General features: G+C 67.6%; 24 protein-coding genes and 5 pseudogenes. 22 read left to right on the forward strand and 7 right to left on the reverse strand.

What is annotated here, in order from left to right:
• Nucleotide 1 precedes the first annotated feature (1 nt).
• The 4 genes from BN4346_RS35820 to BN4346_RS35835 form a co-directional block, all read right to left on the reverse strand.
• Nucleotides 2-367: a hypothetical protein gene (locus BN4346_RS35820; protein WP_067972617.1), complete on the reverse strand. Its 366-nt coding sequence runs from the start codon at nucleotides 365-367 to the stop codon at nucleotides 2-4.
• Nucleotides 368-539: 172 nt separating this feature from the next.
• Nucleotides 540-1,421 carry a metal-dependent hydrolase gene (locus tag BN4346_RS35825; protein WP_067972853.1) on the reverse strand — a complete coding sequence of 294 codons (882 nt, stop codon included), beginning with the start codon at nucleotides 1,419-1,421 and terminating at the stop codon, nucleotides 540-542.
• A gap of 119 nt (nucleotides 1,422-1,540) precedes the next feature.
• A complete protein-coding gene (locus BN4346_RS35830) occupies nucleotides 1,541-2,161 on the reverse strand; it encodes a hypothetical protein (protein WP_067972619.1) in 621 nt (206 codons plus the stop codon).
• A gap of 108 nt (nucleotides 2,162-2,269) precedes the next feature.
• Entirely contained in the window at nucleotides 2,270-2,926 is a 657-nt protein-coding gene (locus BN4346_RS35835) for a DedA family protein (protein ID WP_067972623.1), read from the reverse strand.
• 113 nt (nucleotides 2,927-3,039) lie between these two features.
• Here BN4346_RS35835 and BN4346_RS35840 point away from each other — a divergent pair, with 113 nt between their 5' ends.
• The gene (locus BN4346_RS35840; RefSeq protein ID WP_067972626.1) at nucleotides 3,040-4,704 is read left to right on the forward strand and encodes an acyl-CoA synthetase; all 1,665 of its coding nucleotides are present in this window, start codon (nucleotides 3,040-3,042) and stop codon (nucleotides 4,702-4,704) included.
• Between the two features lie 18 nt (nucleotides 4,705-4,722).
• Here the strand turns inward: BN4346_RS35840 and BN4346_RS35845 are convergent, their stop codons facing one another.
• On the reverse strand, nucleotides 4,723-5,529 hold the full coding sequence (locus BN4346_RS35845; RefSeq protein ID WP_067972629.1) for an enoyl-CoA hydratase/isomerase family protein: 807 nt from the start codon (nucleotides 5,527-5,529) through the stop codon (nucleotides 4,723-4,725).
• 233 nt (nucleotides 5,530-5,762) lie between these two features.
• Between BN4346_RS35845 and fdxA the strand changes: the two genes are divergently transcribed.
• The 5 genes and pseudogenes from fdxA to BN4346_RS35870 all read left to right on the forward strand — a co-directional run bounded on the left by fdxA (nucleotide 5,763) and on the right by BN4346_RS35870 (nucleotide 8,508).
• A complete protein-coding gene (gene fdxA, locus BN4346_RS35850) occupies nucleotides 5,763-6,107 on the forward strand; it encodes a ferredoxin (protein WP_024441594.1) in 345 nt (114 codons plus the stop codon).
• Nucleotides 6,104-6,838 carry a helix-turn-helix transcriptional regulator gene (locus BN4346_RS35855; protein WP_067972633.1) on the forward strand — a complete coding sequence of 245 codons (735 nt, stop codon included), beginning with the start codon at nucleotides 6,104-6,106 and terminating at the stop codon, nucleotides 6,836-6,838. The genes fdxA and BN4346_RS35855 overlap by 4 nt, the downstream gene beginning before the upstream one ends.
• On the forward strand, nucleotides 6,835-7,260 hold the full coding sequence (locus BN4346_RS35860) for a hypothetical protein (RefSeq protein WP_067972636.1): 426 nt from the start codon (nucleotides 6,835-6,837) through the stop codon (nucleotides 7,258-7,260). Before BN4346_RS35855 ends, BN4346_RS35860 begins: the two co-directional genes overlap by 4 nt.
• Before the next feature lie 30 nt (nucleotides 7,261-7,290).
• Nucleotides 7,291-7,629, forward strand: coding sequence for a cupin domain-containing protein (locus BN4346_RS35865; protein WP_067972638.1), 339 nt, complete (start codon nucleotides 7,291-7,293; stop codon nucleotides 7,627-7,629).
• 65 nt (nucleotides 7,630-7,694) lie between these two features.
• Nucleotides 7,695-8,508, forward strand: a pseudogene (locus tag BN4346_RS35870) (NAD(P)H-dependent flavin oxidoreductase).
• Nucleotides 8,509-8,514: 6 nt separating this feature from the next.
• On the opposite strand, the gene BN4346_RS35875 reads toward BN4346_RS35870, so the two are convergent.
• On the reverse strand, nucleotides 8,515-9,018 hold the full coding sequence (locus tag BN4346_RS35875) for a DUF1990 domain-containing protein (RefSeq protein WP_067972641.1): 504 nt from the start codon (nucleotides 9,016-9,018) through the stop codon (nucleotides 8,515-8,517).
• Between the two features lie 64 nt (nucleotides 9,019-9,082).
• On the opposite strand from BN4346_RS35875, the gene BN4346_RS35880 reads away from it, so the two are divergent.
• The 13 genes and pseudogenes from BN4346_RS35880 to BN4346_RS35940 form a co-directional block, all read left to right on the forward strand.
• Nucleotides 9,083-9,697, forward strand: a complete 615-nt coding sequence (locus tag BN4346_RS35880; protein WP_067972644.1) for a PaaI family thioesterase — start codon at nucleotides 9,083-9,085, stop codon at nucleotides 9,695-9,697.
• 92 nt (nucleotides 9,698-9,789) lie between these two features.
• A complete protein-coding gene (gene thrS, locus BN4346_RS35885) occupies nucleotides 9,790-11,868 on the forward strand; it encodes a threonine--tRNA ligase (RefSeq protein WP_067972648.1) in 2,079 nt (692 codons plus the stop codon).
• Complete coding sequence (locus BN4346_RS35890) at nucleotides 11,865-12,437, forward strand: HIT family protein (protein ID WP_067972651.1); 573 nt, start codon at nucleotides 11,865-11,867, stop codon at nucleotides 12,435-12,437. The genes thrS and BN4346_RS35890 overlap by 4 nt, the downstream gene beginning before the upstream one ends.
• Nucleotides 12,434-13,108 (forward strand): phosphatidylinositol phosphate synthase, encoded by a 675-nt coding sequence (pgsA, locus tag BN4346_RS35895; RefSeq protein ID WP_067972654.1) that lies wholly within the window; start codon nucleotides 12,434-12,436, stop codon nucleotides 13,106-13,108. The genes BN4346_RS35890 and pgsA overlap by 4 nt, the downstream gene beginning before the upstream one ends.
• A gap of 17 nt (nucleotides 13,109-13,125) precedes the next feature.
• Nucleotides 13,126-14,049, forward strand: coding sequence for a phosphatidylinositol mannoside acyltransferase (locus BN4346_RS35900; protein WP_235653742.1), 924 nt, complete (start codon nucleotides 13,126-13,128; stop codon nucleotides 14,047-14,049).
• Nucleotides 14,049-15,173 carry a glycosyltransferase family 4 protein gene (locus BN4346_RS35905; RefSeq protein WP_067972660.1) on the forward strand — a complete coding sequence of 375 codons (1,125 nt, stop codon included), beginning with the start codon at nucleotides 14,049-14,051 and terminating at the stop codon, nucleotides 15,171-15,173. Before BN4346_RS35900 ends, BN4346_RS35905 begins: the two co-directional genes overlap by 1 nt.
• Nucleotides 15,173-16,157 (forward strand): annotated as a pseudogene (locus BN4346_RS35910) (NUDIX hydrolase). The gene BN4346_RS35905 and the pseudogene BN4346_RS35910 overlap by 1 nt, the downstream one beginning before the upstream one ends.
• A 273-nt stretch (nucleotides 16,158-16,430) precedes the next feature.
• Nucleotides 16,431-17,366: a pyridoxal 5'-phosphate synthase lyase subunit PdxS gene (pdxS, locus tag BN4346_RS35915; RefSeq protein ID WP_067972664.1), complete on the forward strand. Its 936-nt coding sequence runs from the start codon at nucleotides 16,431-16,433 to the stop codon at nucleotides 17,364-17,366.
• Between the two features lie 42 nt (nucleotides 17,367-17,408).
• A complete protein-coding gene (tesB, locus tag BN4346_RS35920) occupies nucleotides 17,409-18,254 on the forward strand; it encodes an acyl-CoA thioesterase II (RefSeq protein WP_067972667.1) in 846 nt (281 codons plus the stop codon).
• Nucleotides 18,251-18,847 carry a pyridoxal 5'-phosphate synthase glutaminase subunit PdxT gene (pdxT, locus tag BN4346_RS35925; protein WP_067972670.1) on the forward strand — a complete coding sequence of 199 codons (597 nt, stop codon included), beginning with the start codon at nucleotides 18,251-18,253 and terminating at the stop codon, nucleotides 18,845-18,847. Before tesB ends, pdxT begins: the two co-directional genes overlap by 4 nt.
• Before the next feature lie 76 nt (nucleotides 18,848-18,923).
• Entirely contained in the window at nucleotides 18,924-20,285 is a 1,362-nt protein-coding gene (locus BN4346_RS35930) for an ABC1 kinase family protein (RefSeq protein WP_067972672.1), read from the forward strand.
• Nucleotides 20,286-20,337: 52 nt separating this feature from the next.
• Nucleotides 20,338-20,976 (forward strand): annotated as a pseudogene (locus BN4346_RS35935) (YebC/PmpR family DNA-binding transcriptional regulator); the annotation flags it as partial.
• A pseudogene (locus BN4346_RS35940) lies at nucleotides 20,975-21,421 on the forward strand (YebC/PmpR family DNA-binding transcriptional regulator); the annotation flags it as partial. The pseudogenes BN4346_RS35935 and BN4346_RS35940, both read left to right, overlap by 2 nt.
• A 21-nt stretch (nucleotides 21,422-21,442) precedes the next feature.
• On the opposite strand, the gene BN4346_RS35945 reads toward BN4346_RS35940, so the two are convergent.
• Entirely contained in the window at nucleotides 21,443-22,054 is a 612-nt protein-coding gene (locus tag BN4346_RS35945; RefSeq protein WP_078058643.1) for a TetR/AcrR family transcriptional regulator, read from the reverse strand.
• Between the two features lie 902 nt (nucleotides 22,055-22,956).
• Between BN4346_RS35945 and BN4346_RS35950 the strand changes: the two genes are divergently transcribed.
• The 3 genes and pseudogenes from BN4346_RS35950 to BN4346_RS50045 form a co-directional block, all read left to right on the forward strand.
• A complete protein-coding gene (locus BN4346_RS35950; protein WP_067972675.1) occupies nucleotides 22,957-23,268 on the forward strand; it encodes a PE family protein in 312 nt (103 codons plus the stop codon).
• Nucleotides 23,265-24,845, forward strand: a complete 1,581-nt coding sequence (locus BN4346_RS35955; RefSeq protein ID WP_067972678.1) for a PPE domain-containing protein — start codon at nucleotides 23,265-23,267, stop codon at nucleotides 24,843-24,845. Before BN4346_RS35950 ends, BN4346_RS35955 begins: the two co-directional genes overlap by 4 nt.
• A 144-nt stretch (nucleotides 24,846-24,989) precedes the next feature.
• Nucleotides 24,990-25,547: pseudogene (locus tag BN4346_RS50045) on the forward strand (PPE family protein); the annotation flags it as partial.
• Nucleotides 25,548-26,081 lie beyond the last annotated feature (534 nt).

Below are 26,081 nucleotides of genomic sequence, written 5' to 3' on the forward strand. Positions count from 1 at the left end.
TCTACCTCGGGGTCTCGAGCCCACCGGCCGCGCCACCGTCGATGCCGGAGCCACGCGGGACCAGCGGAGTGAAGCCCACTGCGCCCTGTGGCATCGCGGCCAGAGCGGCGGCTCCGTCGTTGTCCATCGTTTCGTATTCCTGTGCCGCGGTGGTGAGTTTGCCCCCGCTGGCCGTCATCCGTCCACCTAGCGCCATCGCGACCGTGCTGGTCACGACATTCGTGGCGCTCGCCGCCGCGGCGCTGGACTGCCATGCCGATGCGTTCGCAGGAGGACCTGCCGGCGCGAACTGACCCGACAATGCGGCACAGCGCTGCGCCAGGGTGCGCAGGCTGACCGGGGTGACCCGCAAAACGGGGGAGGTCATGGGGGAACTGTATTAGTGAATGACGGTTTGTGGAATTCGCTGCCTTCGCGCGGGGCGGCGCGGCACCTGGCTGGCTCCGGCGGCATGTCGAGACTTCGGTCAGCGCTGATGCCGGGATGCGGTGTTCAGCTGCACCATCACTGTGGACGGCATGCCGGCGGCGCAGTGGTTTTCAGCGCAGATGGTCGTTGAGGGCACCCTCGGCGCCGAACAGGCGTGAGCGCCAATGGTCAAGCAATACAACGGTATCCACATCGTCGGGGTGAAATCCGGGTCGTAGGTACACCGCCGCGTCCCGCAGAAATCCGCGGAAGAAAGGCCCGCGGTACAGCGCGGCGATTCCACACAACGCCCGCCGCGGATGCCGGCGCGCCGCGGGATCGCGGGCCAGCGACACGAGCAGCCCGAGTGCGATGAGCGGAACCGTGGCGGCGATCACGACCGCCATCGCCCCGATCCGGATCGCCTCGGAACCGCCGACGGCGCGATAGAGGTCAAACGCCACCGACTTGTGCTCAAGTTCTTCCACCGCGTGCCAATTCAGCAGATTCCAGACCTCCGGCGTCCCCGTAATGGCCTGGATCTCGTCGGTGGAAAGAATGCGCTCCGCCAGCACAGCGGTGTAGTGCTCCAGTGCCGCGGTCTGGGCCAGGTGCACGATGGCCGGGGTGCGTTCTTCGGTACGAATTCGCCAGCGGTGCACGGCTTCCGAGTCCTGCCAGCGGATCGGATACCCCTTGGCTGCCAGCACCGCGTTGAGCCGGCGGTGCTCCTGGCCATGGGTGGACTCCTGACCGATGAACCCGGCCACGTGCTTCTTGAGCACCGGGTCGGTGACGCGATCGGCGAAGCGGCGCACCGACCGAATGAAAGACTCCTCGCCTGCCGGAAAACCACCGGACAAAGCGGCCAGGAAGTGACTGAGCACCATATCGTCGTCGGCGAAATATTTGCCGTAGCCGTCGCGGTTGTCGAGGCCGTCGTCGAAGCGGAAACGGATCCGGCGAGCCTTTGGATAACTCGGGGCCGAGTGCGGTCGCCGTTGGCGTGTCATGAAGCAGAGCGTAGCCAGCGCCGCGCGTTCGGGCGGGGCGAGTTTCCCGGCCGCCACGCACGCTATCAGGGGTGGCCGCGCCGATACGCCTACCTCAGCGGCCGCGGCCGACGCCGGCTTCAGGCCATCTCGGGCACGTTCAGATGGGCGATGGCCAAATCGAATTCGGCGACTTCGAGTACCTCTGCGTCGGCTTCATTGACGGCCCGGGCCCAGATCGCCTGCTCGCCGCTGCGACTGGCCACCAGTGCCGCCCGGTCGTCGAAGCTGACCGACGAAACCGCGCGTCCCGAATTCCGGTCCACCAGCAAAGTGGTGCTGCAGAAACCGTGGAGATCCGCCAGCGCAGGCATCAGCGCCAGCTTGTAGGTGTCGATCATCCGCTCGCAGGCCGCCGGGTCGGTCCGCAGCCAGGTGACGCGCACACCCGCGTGCCGCCGCGACCGGTGATCGCGGCGCACCGCAGCGATCTCCCAGCGGCTCACCTCGGCGGTGGCGTGGAAGATCTCGGTGGCGCGGTCGCGCAAGTGCTCGGCGCTCGCCTCACTGGCGCGCAGGGTGTCCTCATCCAGCCACGACGAGGTGATGATGCACCTGCCGGCGTCGCGGTCGACCAGCATGGACATTCCTGCGCAGCCATCGGTGTCGGCCAGGGCTGGCATCACCACGCCGCGGACGTGGGTGATCCCCTCATCGAGAAAGGAAGGATGGGCGTGTATCGAGGTAGCGCGCGCGAACATGTCGGCCTCCGGTTGGACGGGGCGACGCCGCGGCGGCGCCGCCGGTCCCTTCCACCATGCTCCGGCGGTGTTGCGGGGACAACCCTTATTCGCCCCTCAATTCGCTGACTATTCGGTAACCGGGTCCGGCTCGGCACGATGTTGGGCGTTCAACTCCGCGATCTGGGCGCCGATGCGGCCCCTCAGCGCCAGGGCCGCGATCAGCCCGGCGAGCAGCGCGATCAGCAGCGCCACCCAGGAGAACCGGGACAGCCAGTGCTCGGCCGCCACCCCGGCGTAATAGACCAGGGCAGTGGTCCCACCGGCCCAGAGAATCGCGCCGGTCACATTGGCGACCAGAAAGTGCGGGTAGCGCATCTTCAAGGCCCCGGCCAGCGGGCCGGCCAAGATGCGCAGCAGCGCGACGAAGCGGCCGAAGAACACCGCGCTGGCGCCCCACCGGCCGAAGGACCGTTCGGCGAAGGCAACGTGGCCGGGACCGAAGTGATTCGGAAATCGCCGGCCCAGGCGGTCGAAGAGGGGCATACCGAATCGCCGGCCGATCGAATAGCCGATCGAGTCGCCGATCACCGCGCCGATCACCGCCGCCACCGCGACCCCGACCGGGTCGACCGCCAACTCGTGCCGCGATGACAACAGCGCGGCTCCGACCAGTATGAGCTCGCCCGGCAACGGGACACCCAGGCTCTCTATCCCGATCACCGCGCCGACCAGCAGGTAGACCAGGACGGGCGGGATCGAGTACAGCAGGACATCCACCGACATGCGGCCAAGCATGCCTGACGTTGCACAGGAATGCCCGTCGCGAACTGTCCGCGGTCGAATATGCGTCACCTAGTAGCGTTGCCCAGGCATTGCGATCGAATCGAGGAGCGGCAGTGGAATTCAACCTCGCCCAAGTGTTCTCAGCAGTGGCGGCGGCCAATCCCGACCGGGACTGCATCGTCTTCGGCGACCGGCGATTCAGCTACCAGCAGATCGAGGACCGGTCTCGCCGGTTGGCGCGGGCGCTGCACGAGCGCGGCCTGGGCGCACGGCGCGAGCGGTCCGAGCTGGCTCCCGATGAATCGGGCCAGAGCCACCTCGCGCTGTACCTGGCCAACGGCAACGAATATCTGGAAGGCATGCTCGGGGCCTACTACGCCCGGGTCGCGCCATTCAACGTCAACTACCGCTACGTCGCCGACGAACTGGTCTACCTGCTGACCAACGCCTCCACCGAGGCGATCATGTACCACGCCCGGTATGCCCCCACATTGGCCGAAGCGTTGCAGCAGGCCGGTGACCGGCTGCCCGCGATGCCGCTGATCCACGTCGACGACGATTCCGGCAATGCGCCGCTGCCCGGTGCGGTCCGCTACGAGGAGCTGCTGGCCGCCACCTCCGCCGAACCGTTGGGCCTGGAGCTGTCCCCGGACGACCTCTATGTGCTCTACACCGGTGGCACCACCGGCATGCCCAAGGGCGTGTTGTGGCGCCAGCACGACATCTTCATCAACGCGATGGGCGGCCGTGAGTTCGGCACCGGTGCCGTGCCCACCACGTTGGAGGAGATCGTCGAACGCACCCGAGCGGCAGGGGCGGCAGGTTCGATGACGGTGGCACCGTTGATGCACGGCGCTGCCCAGTGGGCGGCCTTCATCACGCTGCTGGGCGGGCGGCCGTTCGTGATGTCGGCGACCACCGACCGGTTCGACCCGGTCGGGACCTGGGAACTGGCGGCCAAGGAGCGGGTCATCTCGCTGTCGATCGTCGGCGATGCCTTCGCGCGTCCGCTCGCCGACGCGTTAGAAAACGCGGCAGCCGGGCACTATGACCTGTCGGGACTGTTCGTGCTGGCCAGCGGCGGTGCGCCGCTCACCGTGCCGATCAAGCAACGGATCTTGAATCTGCTGCCGCAGCTGTCGATCCTCGACGCCGGCGGCTCCTCGGAGACCGGGGCGCAGATGGGACAGACCACCAGCCGCGCGGTGGCATCCACCGGCCGCTTCACCCCGAACCCGGGCGCGGTCGTGGTCAGCGAGGACATGACCCGCATTCTCACGCCCGGCGACGACGAGATCGGCTGGCTGGCGCAGCAGGGATATGTGCCGCTGGGTTACCTCGGTGACCCGGAGAAATCCGCGCGCACCTTCCCGGTCATCGAGGGAATCCGGCATTCGGTCCCCGGTGACCGGGCGCGCTGGGACGCCGACGGCGGCATCGAGCTGCTGGGCCGAGACTCGGTGACGATCAACTCCGGTGGCGAGAAGATCTTCGCCGAGGAGGTCGAAGCCGCGATCGCCCAGCACCCCGCGGTGTACGACGTCGTGGTGGTGGGCCGGCCCAGCGAGCGGTGGGGCAACGAGGTCGTCGCGGTGGTGCAGCTGGCGCAGGGCGCCGACGCCGGGGCCGACGACATCGTCACCGAGGCCGCCAACTACATCGCGCGCTACAAGCTGCCCAAGGACGTGGTGTTCTGCGCAAAGGTGCAGCGCTCACCCTCGGGCAAGGCCGACTACCGCTGGGCCAAGGAACAGGCGCTCGCCGCGCACCAGGTCTGAGCGCCGGCCCGGCCCGGTTCAGCCGAACTGCGGCTTGCGCTTCTCTCGGATGGCGGCCAGGCCTTCGTGCACGTCGGGACCGGAGAAGCCGAGAAACTCCAGCCCCAGCGCGGTCTCGAAGGCCGGCGCGAACTGCCGATACCAATAGTTGAGGCTGTGCTTGGTGAAGCGGATCGCGTCCTGGGCGCCGTGCGCCAGATCGTCGGCGATGCGGGTCGCGGTGGCCAGCACCTCATCGTCGTCGACGCACTTGGAGACCAGGCCAATCCGTTCGGCCTCCTCGCCGTGCAGCGTCTCGCAGGTCAGCAGGTAGTACTTGGCCTTGGCCATGCCCACCAGCAGCGGCCAGCAGATCGCCGCATGGTCGCCGGCGGCCACCCCGAGCTTGGTGTGGCCGTCGATCAACCGAGCGGTGCGCCCGGCCACCGAGATGTCCGAGAGCAGCGCCACCACCAGTCCGGCGCCGACGGCCGGCCCGTTGATCGCCGAGATCACCGGCTTGGAGAAGTTGACCATGTTCAGCACCAGGTCGCGGGCCTCCCGCAGCACCTGCATCCGTCCGGCGTAGTCGCCGATGGTCTTCTCGATCAGGTCGAAGCTGCCGCCCGCGGAGAAGGCCTTGCCCTCCCCGCGCACCAGCACCGCGCGCACGTCGTCATCACGATCGATAACCGGCCACACGTCGGCGAGGTCGCGGTGCATCTGCGGGCCCACCGAGTTGAGTCCTGGCGCGTCGAGCACCAGCTCCAGCACGCCGTTGCCGCCGGGCTCGAACCGAAGGCTGGGGAAGTCGGCGGAGGCACGGTAGCGGGGGGCGTCAGTCATCCTTCGTTTCTACTCGACGGCCTCGCATCGCGGCACTGGAGGCCTCCCACCGCGCGCTCACGGAATCGCCACCAAGCGAGCTGGCGATTTGTCGTGAATCCTCAACGAGCGCAATCGTTCTAAGGTCGGTGGGACGGCCGCTGCGGGGCGGCCTAGGGGGGTCGCATTCGGCCCGCGGGATTTAGGTCCGCCTTTCTAGTTTCTACAAAATCCCTTGTGTAAACTCTCTGCCCATGGCATATGTGATCGGGAAGCCGTGCGTTGACGTGATGGATCGGGCCTGCGTGGAGGAGTGCCCGGTTGACTGCATCTACGAAGGCGGTCGAGCCCTGTACATCCACCCGGATGAGTGTGTGGACTGCGGAGCCTGCGAGCCGGTGTGCCCGGTCGAGGCCATCTACTACGAAGATGACCTCCCGGACGAGCTCCAACCGCACCTGGCCGACAACGCGGAGTTCTTTACCGAGGCCCTGCCCGGGCGCGATGAGGCGCTCGGCTCACCCGGCGGCGCCGCCAAGATCGGCCCGCTGGGCATCGACACCCCGCTGGTGGCCAGTTACCCACCCCAGGGGGAGTGAGCAACATCGCCAAGCCGCCTGTGCCACCTGGAGGACGTCGCCTCGACGTTCTGCGGCTGGTACAGGCCGCCGAGGACCCGCTGAGCATCGCGCAGATCGCCGACGAGTTGGGGGTGCACCCCAACACGGTGCGTTTTCACCTGGACACCCTGGTTGAGGAAGGCCGCGTCGAGCACACCGAACCCGACCACAAAGGGCGGGGACGGCCGGCGCTGATGTTCCGGGCCATCCGGCAGATGGACCGGGGCGGAACCCGCCGGTTCCGGCTGCTCGCCGAGATCCTCACCATCGGATTGGCCGCCGACTCCGATCCCAGCGGCAAAGCGTTGGCTGCCGGCCGGGCATGGGGTCATCGGCTGCGGCCGCTGCACCAACCGTCTGGGCCCGTCGACGCCGAGGAATCCACCGATCATCTGCTCGAGATGCTCGATGAGCTGGGCTTCGAACCCGAACGCCTGGAACCCGATGCCACCGGAGACGAGCAACTCGGGCTGCGCCACTGCCCGTTCCTGGAGCTCGCCGAAACTTCCACCCAAGTGGTCTGCCCGATCCATCTGGGATTGATGCAGGGAGCGCTGGAGGCCTGGGACTCGCCGGTGACCGTCGACCGACTCGACCCCTTCGCCAAGCCCGATCTGTGTGTGGCGCACCTGAAATCGGCGAACCTCAACGGAAGCCCGGTCGAGGCCGCGCCTCCCACCGCCGTGGGTGCCGACGGGACCACCGGGTGAGTGCCGGCGCCTCGGTTGCCATCGCTGCGACATTCATCTGGCTGGGGATGGTGACCGCGATTTCGTTCATGGAGGCGCCGCTGAAGTTTCGGGCACCCAACGCGACCATTCCGATCTGTCTAGGCATCGGCCGGCTGGTCTTTCGGGCGCTCAACTCCGCTGAATTCGTGCTGGCCGCGGTTATCGCGGTCACGTTCGCGTTCGAGCGGCCGACGGTCGGCATCGCTGTGACATATGCGGTTGCCCTGGCGATGCTGGCGGCTCAGGTGCTCGCGGTGCGCCCGGCCTTGGGTCGACGCGCTGACCAGGTGCTGTCCGGACTCGAGGCGCCCCGCTCGCGGGCGCACTACGCCTACGTGGCGCTGGAGCTGATCAAGGTCGCCGCGCTGGTGCCGTTGGGCATCCTGCTGCTGTCTCGCTGAACTTGTCCCACCGAGTGTGAAGGAGAACCGATGGAATCGACCTCGTTGAACGTGCTGGCCGACGAGAAGCTCGCCGAGGCCACCCAACATCACAGCGGTCGAGCGGCCCACACCGTCTACGGCGGATCGGTGCACCATCTGCGCCAGACCCTGGTCGCACTGCAGGCCGGCCAGTCGCTGGCCGAGCACGACAGCCCGGGGGAGTCGACCCTGCAGGTGTTGCGCGGGAGGGTGCGGCTGACCGCCGGCGATGACAGTTGGGAGGGGGCGGCCGGTGAACTCGTCACCCTGCCGCGCACCCGCCACGCGCTCGAGTCGCTGGAAGACTCCGTGGTGCTGCTGACTGTCGCCAAGAGCGCCTCGCACTGAGCGTGCCGCTGAGCACACCCTGGTCGCAGGCGGCCGGGCTGCGGTTGCCCATCCTCAATGCCCCGATGGGCGGGGTGGCCGGTGGCCGGCTGGCCGCCGCCGTCACCGCCGCGGGCGGGCTGGGCATGATCGGGATGGGCAGCACCGCCACGGCGGCGTCGCTGGCCACCGAGCTGGCCGCGCTCGGCGCCGCGCCCCGGTTCGGGATCGGGTTGGTGGACTGGGTGATCCGCGATCAACCGGACCTGTTCGAGGCCGCACTGGCTGCCCATCCGACGTTGCTCTCGGTCAGCTTCGGGGCCGACCTGTCCTGGGTGCAGCGCGCCCACGCGGCCGGGATCCTGGCTGCCACTCAGGTCTATGACGCCGACAGTGCCCGGCGTGCCCAAGACGCCGGGCTGGACGTGCTGGTGGCGCGTGGCGCCGAGGGCGGCGGCCACGGGGAGATCCGGCTGGCCACGTTGCCCCTGCTCGACGCCGTCCTGGACACCGTCGAGATTCCGGTGCTGGCCGCCGGCGGGATCTGCGGGCCGCGCAGCCTGGCCGCGGTGTTGGCCGCCGGTGCCGCCGGGGCGTGGCTGGGCACGGTCTTCTCGGCGTGCTCCGAGGCGCTGACCGGCGAGGGCGCCCGCGGCGCGGTTCCCGTCACGAGTGCTGCGCAACGAGTTCACCAGCCGCTGGACCGGCCGCGAGGACGCCCTGGCCGACGACCGGGAGGCGGGCGCGGAACTGGCCGCCGGGATTGCCGCCGACGACCAGCGCGTCGCCCCGGTCGACGCGGGTCAGGGCGTGGGCATGCTCACCGACAACCGCCTGGCGGCAGCGGTCCTCGACGAGCTGTGCACCGGGGCGCAGCGTCTGTTGGCGCGCTGGAGCTGATCCGGATCACACCGCCCGCAGATAGCGCCTGGCGATCACGCGCTGTGTCAACCGCCCGACCGGACCGCCTACCTTCGTCCACCAGGTGGCGGGCCGGGAGAACGCCCGCACCTGCGCGTACACCGTCTCATCGGCCGGGTCGTAACGCACCGAGAACAGCTCCTCGCCGGATTCAGGATGGCCCGCCAGCGTGCCGTAGGCGAAGCCGCGCCGGTCGGGCTCGTTCACGACATAGACCACCCGGCACGGCGCGCTCATGAGACCGAGCCGCACCAACGCCACCGTGCCGACATCGGCGACATCGCTGTCGGTATCCACCCGCACACCCACTCCGGCGCCGCGCTGCATGCCCCAGCGCAATACCGCGTCACCGGCCTGCTCAAAACGCCTCCGGCCCTTACCGATTGGCGCACTCAGGTCGAGGTGGTGATACCCGGCAGGAAGCGATCCAGCCGTGGCGCCCACTTCGGCATAGGTGAGCGGCAATTCACGCAGCGTGCTCAAGTCCACGGTCCAACCCTGCCATCGCGGGCGTGCCGCCGGCACCGCAATCGCCGGAACGTTAAATAGGGGGGTGAATGCCCCACACGCCGGCGGCGGTTTCAACCCGCCCGAACCGACCGAGAGGGGCGGGCCGGACTATGGCCGGTTCCTGGAGACCATGCGCGCGCTGCAAGATCACGCCCGCGCCGTCGACGCCCCCGCCGAGGTGATCACCCGCGCCGCCGACGCACTGCAGGAGGTTTGCGACCTGCTGGCCCCCTACGACACCGACGAATGGTCGTCACCGTCGGGGCGCCGGCTGGACCTGCCGATGCGCGGCAATCTGCTGCCGGTGCCGATGAAGCTCAAGAAGCACGATGACGGGCGACTGCGCGGCTGGGCCAAGTTCCGGAGGTTTCACCTGGGCCGCAATGGTGCGGCGCACGGCGGGGCGATCGGGCTGCTGTTCGACTCAGTGCTGGGAACTGCGTCCTGGATGCTGACCGGGGGGCCTTATCAGCGCACCGCCTACCTGCATCTCAACTACCGCCAGATCGTCCCGATCGATAAGGAGCTGCAGGTCGAAGCCTGGGTCAGCCGTACCGAGGGCCGCAAAATCTACGTCGAGACCAGGCTGTGCGACGGCGACACCGTGCTGACCGACGGAGAGGCATTGTTCGTGGTGCTCAAACCCGGCCAACCATGACGCGGGTGTACTCGCGAACGGTTCGCCAGCAGTACCCCGATAGCATGGTCGCGGACGTTTCTAGCCCCTAGCACCCCCTTGGAGACCACGTCATGACCGCGCCCGCCATCCCCGCCCCGGCAAGCCCGATCCGGGTGGCTGCCGGGACAACCGCGGCCGCGGCGGTACGCGCGGCGGGCCTGCCCGACCGGGGAGCCCCGGATGCCATTGTGGTGGTGCGCGACGCGCAGGGCCGACTGCGCGACCTGAGCTGGATTCCCGAGGTCGACGTCGAGGTGACCCCGGTGGCCGCCGACACCGACGACGGCCGCAGCGTGATCCGGCACTCGTGCGCCCACGTGCTGGCCCAGGCGGTCCAAGACCTGTTTCCGGCCGCCAAACTCGGCATCGGTCCGCCGATCACCGACGGCTTCTACTACGACTTCGACGTGCCCGAGGCGTTCACCCCCGAGGATCTGGCCAAGCTGGAGAAGCGGATGCGCGCCATCATCAAGGATGGGCAGCTGTTCTCCCGGCGCGTCTACGAGTCCAAGGACGCCGCTCGCGCCGAGTTGGCCGGCGAGCCCTACAAGCTGGAGCTGGTGGACGACAAATCGGGCGACAGCGACATCATGGAAGTCGGCGGCGACGAACTGACCGCCTACGACAACTTGAATCCCCGGACCCGGGAACGGGTTTGGGGTGATCTGTGCCGTGGCCCGCACATCCCGACCACCCGGTTCATCCCGGCGTTCAAGCTCACCCGGTCCTCGGCCGCCTACTGGCGCGGTGACCAGAACAACGCCAGCCTGCAGCGCATCTACGGCACCGCCTGGGAATCGCAGGAGGCGCTGGACAGTCACCTCGAATTGATCGAGGAGGCGCTGCGCCGCGATCACCGCAAGCTCGGCGTCGAGCTGGACCTGTTCAGCTTCCCCGACGAAATCGGTTCGGGACTACCGGTTTTCCACCCCAAGGGCGGAATCATCCGCCGGGAGCTGGAGGAGTACTCGCGGCGCAAGCACATCGAGGCCGGCTACCAGTTCGTCAACACCCCGCACATCACCAAGTCCGAACTCTACGAGACCTCTGGGCACCTGGAGTGGTACCGCGAGGGCATGTACCCGGCGATGCACATCGACGCGGAGTTCGCCGAGGACGGCACCCTGCGCAAGCCCGGCCAGGACTACTACCTCAAGCCGATGAACTGCCCGATGCACCACCTGATCTTCCGGTCGCGTGGCCGCTCCTACCGGGAACTTCCGTTGCGGCTCTTCGAATTCGGCAGCGTCTACCGCTACGAGCGGTCTGGCGTGGTGCACGGGCTGACCCGGGTGCGCGGGATGACCCAGGACGACGCGCACATCTACTGCACCCGGGAGAACATGCGCGACGAGTTGGCCTCGTTGCTGCGCTTCGTGCTGGACCTGCTCGCCGACTACGGCCTGGACGACTACTTCCTGGAGCTGTCCACCAAGGACCCGGAGAAGTACGTCGGCTCCGACGAGGTGTGGGAGGAGGCGACCGACACCCTGCGCGAGGTCGCCGAGGCGTCCGGGCTGACCCTGGTGCCCGACCCGGGCGGCGCGGCGTTCTACGGACCGAAGATCTCGGTTCAGGTCAAGGATGCCCTCGGCCGCAGCTGGCAGATGTCGACCATCCAGCTCGACTTCAACATGCCCGATCGCTTCGAGTTGGAGTACACCTCCTCTGATGGGACGCGCCAACGACCCGTGCTCATTCACCGGGCGCTGTTCGGTTCGATCGAGCGTTTCTTCGGGGTGCTGACCGAGCACTACGCCGGCGCCTTCCCCGCCTGGCTGGCGCCGGTCCAGGCGGTCGGCATCCCGGTCGCCGACCAGCACGTGGCCTACCTGGACGACCTCGCCGCGCAACTGCGCCGCCACGGAGTGCGGGTCGAGGTCGACGCGAGCGACGACCGGATGCCGAAGAAGATCGTGAACCACACCAACCAGAAGGTGCCGTTCATGCTGCTGGCCGGCGACCGCGATGTCGAGGCCGGCGCGGTCAGCTTCCGGTTCGCCGACCGCACCCAGATCAACGGGGTGCCGCGCGACGAGGCGGTGGCGGCCATCGCCGGCTGGATCGCCGCACGCGCCAACACCGTGCCGACCGCGGAGGCGCTCAAGACGGTCCTCGAGTCGGGCCCCGAAACGAGTGAGGCGCCGTGAGCGGCGACCAGGCCGGCGAGGAGGCGATCGTCGACACCGGCGCCGGTGAGCCCGACCGGCTGGAGCGACTGTGGACGCCCTACCGGATGACCTATCTGGCCGAGGCGCCGCTCAAGCGTGCGGATTCCGGATCGGCGCGATCCACCAGGCCGTTCACCGATATCCCCACGCTCTCCGACGAGGACGGGCTGGTGGTGGCGCGCGGTGAGCACGTCTACGCGGTGCTCAACCTCTACCCCTACAACCCGGGGCATCTGATGGTGGTGCCCTACCGGCGGTTCTCGGAGTTCGAAGACCTCACCGACGACGAGGGCGCCGAGTTGATGGCATTCATCCAGAAGGCGATCCGCGTCATCAAGGCAGTCTCACGCCCGCACGGATTCAATGTCGGGCTGAACCTCGGCGAGTCGGCCGGCGGGTCGCTGGCCGAACACCTGCACGTGCACGTGGTGCCCCGCTGGGGCGGTGACGCGAACTTCATCACGATCGTCGGCGGCGCCAAAGTCATCCCGCAACTGCTGCGCGACACCCGCCGGCTGCTCGCCGACGAGTGGGCCAAACAGCAATGAGCAGACTGCCGTTCCTGTCCCGGGCAACGTTCGCCGGCATCACCACGCCGGTGGCGCGAGTGCTGTTGCGAGCCGGCCTGACCGCCGACATCGTCACGATGGTGGGCACCGCCGGCGCGGTGCTGGCGGCGCTGACGCTGTTCCCGACCGGTCAGCTGTTCGCCGGCACCCTGGTCGTCTGGTTCTTCGTGCATTTCGACATGGTCGACGGGGCGATGGCCCGGCAAAGCGGCGGCGGCAGCGCATTCGGCGCCGTCCTGGACGCCACCTGCGACCGGATCAGCGACGGTGCGGTGTTCTGCGGACTGGCCTGGTGGGCGGCGTTCGGCCTGGACAACCCGCCACTGGTGGTGGCCACCCTGATCTGCCTGGTCACCTCGCAGGTGATCTCCTACATCAAGGCCCGCGCGGAGGCCAGCGGACTACGCGGTGACGGCGGCTACATCGAACGGCCCGAACGGCTGATCATCGTGCTGGTGGGCGCCGGATTGTCCGGCCTGCCGGTCTTCCCGCTGCCGTGGGCGTTGCCGGTGGCGATGTGGCTGCTGGCGGTGGCCAGTCTGATCACCTGCGTCCAGCGGCTGCACACCGTGCGGACCTCGCCGGGCGCGGTTGAGCCGTTGCCGCAGGTGGCCGACGGCTCCGATGGCGAGGAAACCACGGGACCGTGACTTTCATCCCGAGCGGCCTGCGAGTTCCCGGGCTCAGTGCGCTGGATGCCTGGGCCACCGACGCCGGATTCGCCGCGGGCTGGATGCTGGTGCGCGCAATGCCGGAATTGCTCGCCCGCAACGCCTTCGACGCCGGCGCCTGGTACGCGGCCCGCGGCGGGGGACCCGAGCAGCTGCGCAAGAACTTGGCCCGCGTCATCGGGGTGGCCCCGCCGCAGGTGCCGGCGGAGTTGATGCGGGCCTCGCTGGCGTCCTATGCCCGGTACTGGCGCGAGGCGTTCCGCCTTCCCGCCATGGACCACGCGGCGCTGGCAGCGCAGCTGCACGAATCGGTGCGGGGGCGCGACAATGTCAACGCCGCGCTCGAAGCCGGCCGCGGGGTGGTGCTGGCGTTGCCGCACAGTGGCAATTGGGACATGGCCGGGGTGTGGATGGCCCAGACCTACGGCGGATTCACCACCGTCGCCGAACGGCTCAAACCCGAGTCGCTGTACCGGCGGTTCCTCGCATTCCGGGAGGGTCTGGGCTTTGAGGTTTTGCCGTCGTCCGGTGGTGCGCGCCCGCCGTTCGAGATTCTCACCGAGCGGCTGAATGACAACCGGCTGGTGTGTCTGATGGCCGACCGCGACCTGACGCGCAACGGGGTGCCGGTCGATTTCTTCGGCGAGCCGACCCGAATGCCGGCCGGTCCGGCCAAACTCGCCCTGGCGACCGGCGCGGCGTTGCTGCCCGCGCATGTCTGGTTCGAGGGCGCAGGCTGGGGCGTCGACCTCGGTGCCCCACTGGACTGCAGTGGTGGGGATGTCGGCGTGATCACCCAGGCGCTGGCGAACAAGTTCGAGGAGGGTATCGCGGCTTACCCGCAGGACTGGCACATGATGCAGCCGCAGTGGATCGTCGACCTTCCCGAATCGCGACGGGCGCGCTTGGGGGAGACCTGATGCGGATCGGCATGGTCTGCCCCTACTCGTTCGATGTACCGGGCGGGGTGCAGGCACATGTGCTGCAGCTGGCGGAGGTGCTGCGCGGCCGCGGGCATCACGTCAGCGTGCTGGCACCGGCGTCACCGGATGTCGTGCTGCCCGACTACGTGGTGTCGGCCGGTAAGGCCGTCGCGATCCCCTACAACGGCTCGGTGGCCCGACTGCAGTTCAGCCCGGCTGCGCACCGCAAAGTCAAGAAGTGGCTCATGCAGGGTGATTTCGACGTACTGCACCTGCATGAGCCGAACGCCCCCAGCCTGTCGATGCTGGCGCTGAACGTGGCCGAGGGCCCGATCGTGGCGACGTTTCACACCTCGACGACCAAATCACTGACGCTGAGCGTGGTGCAGGCCCTGCTGCGGCCGATGCACGAGAAGATCATCGGCCGCATCGCGGTCTCGGATCTGGCCCGGCGCTGGCAGATGGAGGCCCTGGGCTCGGACGCGGTGGAGATCCCCAACGGGGTCGACGTGGCTGCGTTCGCCACGGCGCAGCCCTTACCGGGTTATCCGCGAGCGGGGCGGACAGTGCTGTTTCTCGGCCGCTATGACGAGCCCCGCAAGGGGATGGCGGTGCTGCTGGGCGCGCTTCCGGCGCTGGTCGAGCGGCACAGCGACGTGCAGGTATTGATCGTCGGTCGAGGCGATGAGGACGAATTGCGCCGCAGCGCAGGGAAATTGTCGAGCCATCTGCGCTTCTTGGGGCAGGTCGACGACGCCGAGAAGGCGTCGGCGCTGCGCAGCGCCGACGTGTACTGCGCGCCCAACACCGGCGGGGAGAGCTTCGGGATCGTGCTGGCTGAGGCGATGGCCGCCGGCACCGCGGTGGTCGCCAGCGACCTGGACGCCTTTCGTCGGGTGCTGGGCGACGGGGAGGCCGGCCGGCTGGTGCCGGTCGACGACTCCGCGGCGTTGGCCGCCGCCCTGATCGAGCTCCTCGACGATGACGCGCTGCGGGCGTCGTATGCGGCGGCCGGCGCCGAGGCGGTGCGTCGCTTCGACTGGCCGGTGGTCGCCGACCAGATCATCCGGGTCTACGAGACGGTCGCCGGGGTCGGCAGCAAGGTGACGGTGGGCGACTGATGGAGCTGACCATCGTGGCGACCGTACTGGTGCTGGTCGGGGTGGCGGTGCTGGCTGCCGCGGTGGCCTGGGCCTACCAGACCGCCAACCGGCTCAACCGGCTGCACGTGCGCTGCGATCTGTCCTGGCAGGCGCTGGACGGGGCGCTGGCGCGCCGCGCAGTGGTGGCCCGCCCTGGCCGATGCCGCCGAGCGGGCACCGCGCGCCGCGCGGGAGGCTGCCGAGAACGCGCTCTCAGCCGAGCTGGCGATGGTCGACGCCGAGTCGCTGCCGCACGTGATGGTCGCTGAGTTGGCGGACGCCGAAGCGAGAGTGCTGTTGGCCCGCCGGTTCCACAACGATGCGGTCCGCGACACGGTGGCACTGCGTGAACGTCCGTTGGTGAGAGTCCTGCACCTGGGTGGAACAGCCCCGATGCCAACGTATTTCGAGATCGTGGAGCGGGCAGGCATGGTCGCTCACGGTGGTCGCGGCGTCTTGGATCCGCGCATCTCGGCGCGGGTGGTGCTGCTCGACGAGGCGGGATCGGTGCTGCTGCTGTGCGGCTCCGATCCGGCGTTGGGTGCCGACGCGCCGCGCTGGTGGTTCACCGTCGGCGGTCAGGTATTGCCCGACGAGCCGCTCGCCGAGGCGGCGGCCCGTGAACTGGCCGAGGAGACCGGTCTGCAAGTCGACCCGGGCGAGCTGGTGGGACCGATCTGGCGGCGTGACGCCGTCTTCACGTTCAACGGCGAGCGCATCGACAGCCAGGAGTTCTTCTTCGCCTATCGCACCGCGCGGTTCGAGCCATCCGGGGCCGGCCGGACCGGGTTGGAGCAGCGCTGCCTGCACGGTCACCGCTGGTGTGACGCCGCAGAGATCGCGGTGTTGGCCGCCGGCGGTCAAAAGGTCTACCCGCTGCAACTGGGTGATCGTCTCGCCGAGGCTGCTCGATCGGCCGACGGCAGCACCGGAGCCGATGGGAGTCTTCGCCGGATTTCCTGACCTGCGCGGCTTAGGCTGAACACGCCTCGGGCAAATCGTTCCCGCTACCTCCGGAGCCGCCAAGGAACCTGACGCCCGCACGCTCGGCGCGAATCGAAGAGCGGCCGCTGGCGCAGGCGGCCGAGGCATATGCCGCCATGGAAGCCGGGCGCGCCCGCTACCGCATGGTCTTGACCATGTGAACAGGCGCGCTCGCGGCATCGGCGGAAAATTCGCTGGTGGTTGCCCACTATGCTGGTTGGGTAGCAGGACCAGCAACGATGAGGGGCAACAGTGGATAGCGGGTCGCAGAACGGCCAGAACGGCCAGAACGGCGTGACCACCAGCGAACAGACCGGCACCGCCCGGGTCAAGCGCGGCATGGCCGAGATGCTCAAGGGCGGCGTCATCATGGACGTCGTCACCCCGGACCAGGCCCGCATTGCTGAGGCCGCCGGCGCCGTCGCGGTGATGGCACTGGAGCGGGTGCCCGCCGACATCCGTGCCCAGGGCGGCGTTTCGCGGATGAGTGACCCGGACATGATCGAGGGCATCATTGCCGCGGTCACCATCCCGGTGATGGCCAAGGTGCGAATCGGGCACTTCGTCGAGGCGCAGATCCTGCAGAGCCTCGGGGTGGACTACATCGACGAGTCCGAGGTGCTCACGCCCGCCGACTACACCCACCACATCGACAAGTGGCGGTTCACCGTGCCGTTCGTGTGCGGGGCGACCAACCTGGGCGAGGCGCTGCGCCGGATCACCGAAGGCGCGGCCATGATCCGCTCCAAGGGTGAGGCCGGCACGGGCGATGTCTCCAACGCCACCACCCACATGCGTTCCATCGGTGGCGAGATCCGCCGGCTCACGTCGCTTTCCGAAGACGAATTGTTCGTTGCGGCGAAGGAACTGCAGGCGCCCTACGAGCTGGTCGCGGAAGTAGCCAGGGCCGGGAAGCTGCCCGTAACGTTGTTCACCGCCGGCGGCATCGCCACCCCCGCGGATGCGGCGATGATGATGCAGCTCGGCGCCGAGGGCGTGTTCGTCGGCTCAGGCATCTTCAAGTCCGGAGACCCCGCAGCGCGCGCCGCGGCCATCGTCAAGGCCACCACCTTCTACGACGACCCCGATGTCTTGGCGAAGGTGTCGCGCGGGCTGGGCGAGGCGATGGTCGGCATCAACGTGGAGGACATCGCGCAACCGCACCGGCTTGCCGAACGCGGCTGGTAGAAGTGGCGATGAGCGCTTGCGTGCAGAGCAGACGGTCATAGCGTGGCGATCGAAGAGATCCTCGATCTCGAACAACTCGAGGTCAACATCTATCGCGGGAGCGTGTTCAGCCCGCTGTCCGCGGACAACCAGCGCACCTTCGGCGGGCACGTCGCCGGTCAAGCGCTGGTCTCGGCGGTGCGCACGGTAGATCCCCGTTACCGGGTCCACTCGCTGCACGGATACTTTCTGCGTCCCGGTGATGCCAAGGCGCCCACGGTGTTCCTGGTCGAGCGGGTCCGCGACGGTGGTTCGTTCTGTACGCGGCGCGTCAACGCCATCCAACACGGCGAAACCATCTTCAACATGTCGGCTTCGTTCCAGACCGAACAACAGGGCATTGAGCACCAAGATGTGATGCCCGACGCACCCGACCCCAAAGACCTGCCCGACATCGCCGCGATGAAAGCCTTCGATGACGAAGGCTTCAAGGCGTTCGCCGAGTGGGACCTGCGCCGGGTGCCGCGCGAGCAGCTGCCCCATATGCCCGGCAAGGTCGCCGAGCAGCAGGTCTGGTTCCGCCATCGCGACCGGCTGCCCGACGATCCGGTGCTGCACATCTGCGCGCTCGCCTACATGAGCGACCTGACCCTGCTGGGCACCTCCTGGGCGATCCACCCCGGTGAGCGGGACCACCTGCAGGTGGCGTCGCTGGATCATGCGATGTGGTTCATGCGCCCGTTCCGGGCCGACGAATGGCTGCTCTATGACCAGTCATCGCCGTCGGCGGGCGCCGGCCGCGCGTTGACCCAGGGCAAGATCTACAACCGATCCGGGGACATGGTGGCCGCCGTCATGCAGGAGGGGCTGACCCGCTATCCGTCCGGATATCAGCCGACCGGCCAGTGAGCGGCTCGCACATCGGCGTGCTCGCACTGCAGGGCGACGTCCGTGAACACCTCGCCGCCCTGAGCGCGGCCGGGGCCGATCCGGTGCCGGTACGCCGCCGCTGTGAACTGGACGCGGTCGACGCGTTGCTGATTCCCGGTGGGGAGTCGACCACGATCAGTCATCTGCTGCGCGAGCTGGAGCTGGTGGACCCGCTGCGGGCTCGGCTGGCCGACGGGATGCCGGCGTACGGTTCCTGTGCGGGAATGATCCTGCTGGCCAGCGAGATCATCGATGCCGGCGCACCGGGGCGCGCCGCCATCCCGTTGTCCGGGATCGATATGGCCGTGCGGCGCAACGCTTTCGGTCGTCAGGTCGATTCGTTCGAGGGCGACGTCGACTTCGACGGTCTGGACGAGCCGGTGCACGCGGTGTTCATCCGGGCACCCTGGGTGGAACGGATCGGCCCTGGTGTTCAGGTACTCGCCGAGGCCGCCGGCCATCCGGTCGCGGTGCGGCAAGGGCACGTGCTGGCCACCTCGTTTCACCCGGAGGTGACCGGCGACCGCCGGATTCACCGGCTCTTCGTCGACATTGTCGCGGGGCAGGCCTGACCATCGCCTTCGCAGCCAGCCGGCAGTTGGGTGACCGGGACTACTGTCGCTGGAACCGGCCAGGCATGATGTCCGCATGGCAGATCTCGCGCGGGGCGGATTTCGCCGCGCAGTAAAACTGGCAAGCCTCCCGGCCGGAGTCGCAGGCCGCGCAGCGCTCGGTGTGGGCAAGCGGATGACCGGCAAGACCAAAGACGAGGTCAACGCCGAGCTCCTGGAGAAGGCCGCCGACGAGATGTTCAAGGTACTCGGTGAGCTCAAGGGCGGCGCGATGAAGGTCGGCCAGGCACTGTCGGTGATGGAGGCCGCGATTCCTCCGCAATTCGCCGAGCCATTCCGCGAGGCGTTGGTCAAGCTGCAAAGCGAGGCGCCTCCGCTGCCGGCCGCCAAGGTGCATCGGGTGCTCGACGCCCAGCTCGGCACCAAATGGCGAGAGCGTTTCGCGTCCTTCGACGACACCCCCGCTGCTTCGGCGAGCATTGGGCAGGTGCACCGGGCAGTCTGGAAGGACGGCCGCGACGTCGCGGTGAAGATCCAATATCCCGGTGCCGACGAGGCGCTGCGCGCCGACCTCAAGCTGATTCAGCGATTCAACTGGGTCGCCAAGCAAGTGGTTCCCGGCGCCGATGTGGACCGGCTGATCTCGGAGATCAACGACACCCTGGAAGCCGAACTGGAATACCGGCAGGAGGCCGACAATCAGCGCGCCTTCGCCAAGGCCTATGCCGGAGACCCGAAGTTTTTTGTGCCAGCGGTGATCGCCAGCGCGCCGAAAGTCATCGTCTCGGAGTGGATCGACGGCCGGCGCCTGTCGGCGATCATCAACAGTGGCACCAAAGCGGAGCGAGACGCCGCGTGCGCGCTGCTGCTGGAGTTCACCTTGAGCTCACCGGCCCGCGTCGGACTGGTGCATGCCGACCCGCACCCGGGCAACTTCATGATGCTGCCCGACGGCCGGCTGGGCGTGATCGACTTCGGCGCGGTCGCCGAACACCCCGAGGGTATTCCCCCGGGGTTCGCCGAACTGCTGTGCTGGGCGCGTGACGAGCAGTGGGACGAGGCGATCCGGCTGCTCAAGCAACTCGGATTCATGCCGAACGACTACGACCTGAGTGCCGAGCAGCTGGTGGAGTACATCCAGCCGCTGTGGCCCTACATCGATCCGCTGCGTTCGGGGGAGTTCCACTTCACCCGCAAGTGGTTCCAGAAGTCTGCGCTGGTCACCACCGATCCGATGGCGGAAGGCTTTGCCGACCGATTCAAGATGGCTCGCCGGCTGACCATTCCCGCTGGTTACGTCATGTTGCTGCGCACCCTGGGCGGCCTGCTCGGAGTCGCGGTGCAGCTGGACGCGCACGTCGACTACGCCGCGCTGATCGAGCGCTGGGCACCGGGGTTCTTCCCGCCCGAGCAGCCCCCGGCGCGCGACCAGGACTGACACGTAGACTCGTCGCGCAAAGTTTTGATGCGACAGTGAGGTGGGGCAATCGATGAGCGGCCATTCCAAGTGGGCGACCACGAAGCATAAGAAGGCTGTCATTGACGCTCGTCGTGGCAAGAATTTTGCTCGGTTGATCAAGAATATTGAGGTTGCGGCGCGGGTTGGTGGTGGCGATCCGTCGGGTAATCCGACGTTGTTTGACGCTATTCAGAAGGCGAAGAAGAGTTCGGTTCCCAACGACAATATTGAGCGGGCGCGGAAGCGTGGTGCTGGTGAGGAAGCCGGTGGGGCTGATTATCAGACCATCACCTATGAGGGGTATGGGCCCAACGGCGTGGCGGTGCTCATTGAGTGCCTGACCGACAACCGCAACCGTGCTGCCAGTGAGGTGCGGGTGGCGATGACCCGCAACGGTGGCCAGATGGCCGATCCCGGGTCGGTCGCCTACCTGTTCAGCCGCAAGGGCATGGTCACCTTGGACAAGAACTCCTTGACCGAGGATGACGTGTTGGCGGCGGTGTTGGATGCCGGTGCTGAGGACGTCAATGATTTGGGGGACAGCTTCGAGGTGATTTCGGAGCCGGGTGATCTGGTGGCGGTCCGCAGTGCGCTGGTCGATGCCGGTATCGACTACGACTCCGCAGAGGCCAGCTTCCAGCCGTCGGTCAGCGTCCCTGTTGATGTNGACCGACAACCGCAACCGTGCTGCCAGTGAGGTGCGGGTGGCGATGACCCGCAACGGTGGCCAGATGGCCGATCCCGGGTCGGTCGCCTACCTGTTCAGCCGCAAGGGCATGGTCACCTTGGACAAGAACTCCTTGACCGAGGATGACGTGTTGGCGGCGGTGTTGGATGCCGGTGCTGAGGACGTCAATGATTTGGGGGACAGCTTCGAGGTGATTTCGGAGCCGGGTGATCTGGTGGCGGTCCGCAGTGCGCTGGTTGATGCCGGTATCGACTACGACTCCGCAGAGGCCAGCTTCCAGCCGTCGGTCAGCGTCCCTGTTGATGTTGAGGGGGCTCGTAAGGTGTTCAAGCTGGTCGAGGCTCTTGAGGACAGCGACGACGTGCAGAACGTCTGGACCAACGTGGACCTGTCCGACGAGGTCCTCGCCGCACTCGACGCCGAATAGGCGATCGCGGCCGGCTCCCGTTTAGCTCACCGGGAATGCAATCCGGTACAGCTCTGTGGGGCTGGCTTTCAGCATCCGAGCGATCTCACCGTTAAGGCTTTGCCGTAGGTCGGCCGACGATAGCTCCTCGATCCCCGTCGCTGAGCGCAGGAACGGCTCGAACAGCTGCCAACCCAACTGCAGCGCAATCACATTGGCGGCAGCGAGACGGCCGGTGAGCTCCTCTTCGTAGCTGCACTGGACGTGCTTCACCAGATTTGCTGCGATGGGGAACCGCTCCTGGAGCTGCCCGACCGGGAAACCGTCGAGGATGGCGCGGGCCAGCACCCGCCATTGCAGCTCGGTCTTGGCCGCGATTACGTCCGCCGACGCGCCGGCCTGTACCGCCGTGGAAACTTCGTCGGCCAGATGATTCAAAACCGCCTTGACCAGCTGATCCTTGGTTCCGAGGTACCGGAACACCAGTCCATGGTTCACCCCAGACCGAGCGCCGATGTCGCGAATCGAAGTGGCCGCGGGCCCACGCTCGGCGAACAGGTCGGCCGCATGGATCAGCACTGCGGCAATGGCCTCTTCGCGGGCCGCCGAAGCGTTGTCGTCGACTCGGGCGCCTGTTGCATCATTGTCAGCCACATCGCTACGCTAGCCGCACCACTTCGGTGTAGTCGCTTGACTAGCGGGCGCGCGTCGCGGCGGGCCCGCATGCTGATCCACCAATCCACGGAGGTCCTGATGGCCGCTCCCACGCAGGTCACCGGCCGAGTGGTGCCGGGCTGCCAGGAGTCGCGGGACCGTCAGCTGAACCGCCAGGGGCGATGTCGCTCCTGCTTCCCGTGACATCACGGGCCGGGTTACCCGTTCGGTGACCGCGAAGCGGGCACCTGTCAAAATTGCCACAGTCGGTACGCCACATTCTGGCTGTGCTTCGATACTTCCTACTCGCGGCCCATACGTTCGCCACCGATAGCCGCGGTCATCTCGCCGATTCGCCTGACGGCGAAGACGGTCGGATCTTCTTGCGCGTCGCCGAGTTCGCGGCGCCGCGCAGTTCCTCGACGCGAATCATTCTGTCGTCGAGTCCATCACGCTGTTCACCGTGAAGCCTGCCTGCGAATCCGCACGCACCAATGAGCCTTAACTTCGACAGTAAGGCGCTGTGTGACAGCGTCATTCAATGAATCGACCGTATGAAGGTGTCGTTCTCCAGGGCAAAGGCTGCGTACGTCCGAATCAGCGTCCAGCGTTGCTTGCCTGTCTCGTTCGATGTTCAAGTGCCGGTGCACCTTTCGGAACCTACTGATTCAAACTCAACTCCAACCCCTTTTCAGGATTAACATAACTTCGTTGAATGCTGAAACATGTTTCAGTACAACAAATTTCGCCACGGCCCGGATGCCATTCGCGGCTCGTCTCCTGCCACCGTGGGGCAGTGCGACTCGGGTCGGTGGTCGACACGCATTCGGCCCTGGTGGTCGTATGGGTACCCACGAGGCCGTTGCAAGGAATTTGCCACCCAGTGCGGAAGGAGATTGGTCATGCCGCTACATGTCGTCCCCGAAGGACTGGCCGCCGCCTGCGCACGCGTGGAAGCACTGACAGCCAAACTGGCGGCAGCACACGCCAGCGCGGCGCCGGTGATCACGGCGGTGGTTCCTCCTGCAGCCGACCCGGTCTCACTGCAGAGCGCAGCCACGCTCAGCCTCTTCGGCAGCCGGCATGAAGTGGTGGCGACCCAGGGCACGGCCGAACTCGGCCGATCAGGGATCGGAGTGGGCGAGGCTGGCGTCAGCTACGTCGCGGGCGATGCCGCCGCGGCGTCGGCGTATCCGAATTGGCCGCTGGCGTGACCGCCCCGGCCTGGATGGCATTGCCGCCGGAGGTTCATTCAGCACTCTTGAGCAGTGGGCCGGGTCCCGGCCCGGTGTTGGCAGCAGCTGGGACGTGGAGTTCCTTGAGCGCCGAATACGGCTCGGCGGCAGAAGAACTCAGCGAGGTGCTGGGGGCCGTAGAGAGTGGGGCATGGCAGGGCGCCAGCGCCGAATCGTACGCGGCAGCGAATGTGCCCTACCTGGCCTGGCTGACGCAAGCGAGCGCCGACAGTGCCGCGGTGGCCGCCCAGCATGAGACTGTGGCCGCCGCCTATACGGCCGCGTTGGCGGCGATGCCGACACTGGCGGAACTGACCGCGAACCACACGGTTCACGGCGTCTTGCTGGCGACCAACTTCTTCGGAATCAACACCGTCCCCATCGCAATCAACGAGGCCGACTACACGCGGATGTGGGTTCAGGCCGCCACCACGATGAGCACTTACCAGGCGGTTGCGGGCGCCGCCGCGGCGTCAACGCCGGAGACCCCTCCGGCGCCGGCGATCCTGAAGTCGGCAGCGCCGGCGGAGACCTCGGATCCAGCAGACCCGTGGGGCCCGGCCCACACCTGGACTGATTCCTTGCTAGACGGTATCGCGCAGGTGCTGCGGTATGTGGGGGTCAACTGGGAGCCCGGGTCCGGCACTATCAACGGGCTACCTTATTCGGCTTTCACCAACCCACTGACCGGGTTGTATTGGGTCAAGAACACCGTCACCCTCATCCAAGAGGTCGACTACGTCATTGCAAACGTGGGGGCTCACCCGGAAGTCGCCCTGCTCTTGCTCAACCCGGCGACCCTCTCGACGTTCTTGATCGCGCACCCGCTGGTCGCCATCGAACTCGGCGCCACAATAGCGTCTACCCTTACCGCGCCGTTGGCGAGCTTGAGTGCGTTCGCGGCACTGGCAGCCCTGCCCTGGCCGACCGACGTACCTCTTCTGGTCGACTCGGTGCCCGACGCCGCCGCGGCGCCGGCCCCGGTGGCGACGGTCTCCAGCCCGCACCTGGTGAGCGTGGCCGGGTCAGTGCCCGCTGGGGGATCTCCGGCGGCAGGGCTGCCGGCCAGCGCCTCTGCCGGTGCAGGGGCGCCGGCACCGGCGCCGGCGGCAGTCGGGGGAGTGGGAATCGCGTTCCCCTACATGATCGGATTCGGTGGCGGTCCCGGGATTGGCTTCGATTCCACCAACAGAACCGGAACCGGCACCGGTGCACGAGCGAAGAGCCCGGCTTCGGACTCCGCGGCCGAAGAATCCGCCGCGCGCCGGCAGGCACGCAAGCGCCGGCGCCGGCGGACGCAGTTACACGATCACGGCGACCAGTTCGCCGACATGACTGTCGACCCCGAATGGGAGTCGCCAGACGACACCCCGAGTGCTTCGCAGAGCAACGCGGGACAGCTCGGGTTCGGCGTCGGCGCTGTCAAACACGATGTGCAAGAGGCGGGTTTGACCACTCTCGCCGGGGATTCGTTCAGTGGGCTTCCCGTTCAACCGTTGATGCCGAGCACCTGGACCGGTCAGTCGAGTGAAGACGTGGATCACGACCGGCGATAGCTGATCGTCGGTGAACGCAGGGCAATCGATGGCGAATTGGAGATCAACCGTGAGTTTGTTGGATGCGTCTGTTCCGCAGCTGTTGGCGGAATGGGCGTTTGGGTCGAAGGGGCGGACTGCGCTGTCCGAACTCGGGTGGTCAGTGTGACCGCGCCGGCGTGGATGGCATTGCCGCCGGAGGCCCATTCCGCACTGTTGAGCAGTGGCCCGGGCCCAGGCTCGGTGTTGGCTGCGGCCGCGACATGGAAAACACTGAGCGCCGAGTCCGCTTCGGCGGCCGCGGAACTCACCGAGGTGCTGGTAGCGGTACAGGCCGGGACATGGCAGGGGCCGAGCGCGGAAACCTACGTGGCCGCCAACGCGCCCTACCTGGCGTGGTTGACGCAGGCCAGCGCCGACAGTGCCGCAGCGGCCACCCAGCATGAGGGCGTGGCAGCCGCCTATGTCACGGCGTTGGCGGCGATGCCGACGATGGCCGAATTGGCCACCAATCACGCCGTTCACGGAGTGCTGCTCGCGACGAACTTCTTCGGGGTCAACACCGTCCCGATTGCGCTCAACGAGGCCGACTACACGCGGATGTGGGTTCAGGCCGCCACCACGATGAGCACCTATCAGACGGTCGCGGGCATGGCTGCCGCGTCATTTCCGGAGACCCCAGCGGCTCCGGCGATCCTCACGTCAGCGGCTCCGGTGAGTGCCGCGGATTCGTCGGACCCGTGGGGCCCTGCCCACACCTGGACCGACCCGTTCCTCGAAGGCCTCGCGGACTTCATCGACTCGTCCTTGGGCCTGCGTTGGGACCCCGTGACCGGCACCATCGACGGACTGCCATATACCGCCTACACCAACCCACTGACGTTGGCCTACTGGCTCAAGAACACGTTGACTCAGATCCAGGAGATCGACTACATCGTCGCCAATCTTTCGGCGAAGCCGGAGGTGGGCCTGCTGCTCCTCAACCCGGTGACCCTCGCGCCGTGGTTGCTCGCGCATCCGCTGACCCTCATCGAGGTGAGTGTCGCGGTCTCCTCCAGTCTTGCCGCGCCCTTGGCCAGCATGAGTGCGCTTGCGGCGCTGGCCGCTCTGCCACGGCCGTTCGAGCTGCCCATGGTGATCGACGCGGTTCCCGACGTCGTCGCGGCGCCCGCCGCGTCAACCACCACAGGGTCGAACGTTCATGTGGTGAGCGTGGCGGGGTCCGTCCCGGCCGGCGGATCCCCCGCAGCCGCCCCA

Origin of the sequence: Mycolicibacter icosiumassiliensis (assembly GCF_900078685.2) — a bacterium.
Classification (GTDB): domain Bacteria; phylum Actinomycetota; class Actinomycetes; order Mycobacteriales; family Mycobacteriaceae; genus Mycobacterium; species Mycobacterium icosiumassiliensis.